This window comes from Pseudomonas weihenstephanensis (assembly GCF_016812185.1).
GTDB classification, from domain to species: domain Bacteria; phylum Pseudomonadota; class Gammaproteobacteria; order Pseudomonadales; family Pseudomonadaceae; genus Aquipseudomonas; species Aquipseudomonas weihenstephanensis.
This window is the reverse complement of sequence record NZ_JAAEBV010000017.1, coordinates 1-3,177: the sequence shown is the minus strand read 5'-3', so window position 1 is coordinate 3,177 and position 3,177 is coordinate 1. Positions and strand designations below refer to the sequence as shown.

The following is a 3,177-nucleotide window of genomic DNA, read 5'->3' as shown; positions in this document are numbered from 1 at the left end:
CCGGTACATCCGGTTCGGATGATTGGCGTACTCCGGTCGCGGGCTAAGGCTGCGCGAGCGTTTTAGCGCACCGGTCCGTTGCGGGCCGGTGCGTGCATGACCCCAGAATTTTTCTGTTTTCGGCGCCTGTTTCCACACGACGAAAATCGCTGCACTGCATGAGGGACAAGGGATGTTCGCACCGGCTCATCAGCCCCATTTCACGCTGGCCCTCGACGGGGCGGACTTTCAGGTACTGGCCTTCAAAGGCCGCGAAACCCTGAACACGCCGTTCGTTTTTGACCTGGAGCTGGTCAGCGAGCGGCCTTTCCTCGACCTCGAAACCCTGCTGCACAAGCAGGCGTTTTTGCAGATTTCAACCACCGGCACCGGTTTTCACGGGCAGGTGTACAGCATCTCCCGGGGCGAAGCCGGTAAGCGCCTGACCCGCTATCACCTGTCGCTGCGCCCGCATTTGTCGTATTTGGCGCACCGGGTCAACCAGCGAATCTTCCAGCAAATGACCGTGCGCCAGATCATCGCCCAGGTGCTGGAAGAACACGGGATTTTGGCCAGCGATTATAAGTTCCAGCTCAGCGCAACCTATCCTGAGCGGGTGTATTGCGTGCAGTACGACGAATCGGACCTGACCTTCATCCAGCGCTTGTGCGAGGAAGAAGGCATCCACTTTCACTTCCAGCACAGCCCTGGCGCGCACCTGCTGGTGTTTGGCGACGACCAGACCATCTTCCCCAAACTGGCACCGGTGGCGTATCAGCAAGACACTGGGCTGGTGGCCGACACGCCGATGGTCAAGCGCTTTGGCATGCGTTTAGCGACGCGTACCAGCCGCGTCACGCGCCGCGATTATGACTTCACCAAACCGCGCATCGAGCTGGAAAGCGACGCCAAAAGCAAGGCTGTGCCGGACCTTGAGGATTACGATTATCCCGGTCGTTTCGTAGACCGCGAACGCGGCAAACACCTGGCCAATCGCAACCTCGAACGCCATCGTACCGACTACCAACTGGCCAAGGGCAAAAGCGATCAGCCCACCTTGGTCAGCGGGCATTTCATGCCGCTCACCGCGCACGCCAATGCGACATGGAATGACCTGTGGCTGCTGATCGACATCACCCACCACGGCAAGCAGCCGCAGGTGCTGGAAGAGTCGGTCACCAGCGATGTCACAGACTTGAAAGACGATTTCCATCAGGGCTATCGCAACACCTTCAGCGCAATCCCGTGGGACGTGCCGTTCCGCCCGCCGCTCAAACACCCCAAGCCCAAAGTGCTGGGCAGCCAGAGCGCGATGGTTACGGGGCCGGCAGGCGAAGAAATTTACTGCGACGAATACGGCCGCGTCAAAGTGCAGTTCTACTGGGACCGCGAGGGCAAGTTCGACGACAAAACCAGTTGCTGGATGCGTGTGGCGTCGAACTGGGCGAGCATGAGTTTCGGCTCGATCAACCTGCCGCGCATTGGCATGGAAGTGCTGATTACCTTCCTTGAGGGCGACCCGGACCAGCCGCTGATTACGGGCTGCCTGTACCACGGCGTGAACCTGCCGCCGTACAAATTGCCCGAGCTCAAGACCTTAGCCACGGTCAAAAGCAAAGAGTACAAAGGCAGCCGCGCCAACGAACTGCGCATCGACGACACCACCAGCGAAATCAGCATCGCGTTGCGCAGTGACCACGGCGCGAGCGCGGTCAACTTGGGCTATTTGACTCATCCGCGACCTTCGGGGGGGCAGCCGCGTGGCGAAGGCTTTGAACTGCGCACCGACCGCCACGGCGCCGTACGTGCAGCGGCGGGTTTGCTAATCACGACCGAGCCACGTCCCAACGAATCCAAGCACCACAAAGACCTGCCCGAAACCGCCGAACGCTTGGCCACTGCCAGCGATCAGCAAGACGGCCTGTCCATGCAAGCCATGGAAAATCAGGCGCAGGAAGCCGGTGACCAAGACGAGGTGGCCAAGGCGTTGTTTGCTCAGCATCGCGGCATTACCGGCAGCGGTCCGGCCAACGTCAGCGCCAACGAATTCCCTGAATTCACCGAGCCGCATCTGGTGTTGGCGAGCCCGGCCGGTATCGCGCTGAGCACGCCCAATTCGACCCACATTGCGACCGGCGAGCACTTGGGGCTGAGCAGCACCGGTCACACCAGTCTTTCAATTGGTAAAAAACTCTTGGCCAGTGCCAGCCAAGGCATGCGCCTGTTTGTGCAAAATCTGGGCTGGCGACTGGTGGCCGCATCGGGCGACATCGACGTGCGGGCGCTGAAAGACAGCATCAACCTGTTGGCCAAACTCAATATCACCGCCAACGCAGACCGCATCACCCTCACCGCTAAAACCGAGCTGGTGATTCAAGGCGGCGGCAGCGCCACGACCTATAACGCAGGCGGCATCACCCACGTCACCACTGGCCCGTACACGGCGCACGCGGCCAACTTTGCTTATACCGGTGCCAAGAGTCTGGCCGGGGTGTTCCCTGAGCCGCTGAAGCCGGGCAAGGGCAACCTGGAACTGTTCAACCAGTACGCCAACCGCCAAGGCATCAAGGGCGGTGATTTTGAAGTGATCGACGCACTGGGCAAAAGTATCAAGGGCGCGCTCGACCCCAAAGGTTTCGCCGCCGTGGCAGGTGCTGCACCGGGACCGGCACGGGTCAAGTTTGGGCCCGACCCGTCCGACACCTGGAGCGTGGGCAGCTACATCGGCCAACCGCAATGGCCGCGTGAAAAGCCCGGCGATGCGGGTTCGGACAGCCTCCCCGGCCCGATCCAAAACATGATCACCGACCTGTTGCCGCGCCAAGGCAAAAGTGCCGAGCTGCTGGAGCAAGGCAAGGGCCTGGCGAAAAGCGGCCTGGACATGGCCAAGACTGGCATGGCCACGGTGCAAAGCGGTATGAGCGTAATCCAGACCGCCCAAGGCGCGATGCAATCAGCGCAAAACGTCAAAACCACTGTGCAAGCAGGCGTTGCGCAACTGGCCAGCGCTGCGTTGCCGAGCGCCTCAAGTTTGCTGAATCTGGCCAACAGCAGCGGCGCTCTGCCGAGCCTGCCTGCGCTGCCGAGCTTCACCCCTCCCAAGCTTTCCTTCAAAACCCCCGGCCTGCTGGCGGGTGAGATGCTGTCATGACGGCTGAAAATGCTGTTGCAGAAAAACGTGGCCCACAAGTGGCCATC

General features: G+C 60.8%; 1 protein-coding gene. It reads left to right on the top strand.

Going from position 1 to position 3,177, the window contains the following annotated elements; translation table 11 throughout:
* Positions 1-172: 172 nt before the first annotated feature.
* Entirely contained in the window at positions 173-3,130 is a 2,958-nt protein-coding gene (locus GYN01_RS22145) for a type VI secretion system Vgr family protein (protein ID WP_048365900.1), read from the top strand.
* Positions 3,131-3,177: the final 47 nt, after the last annotated feature.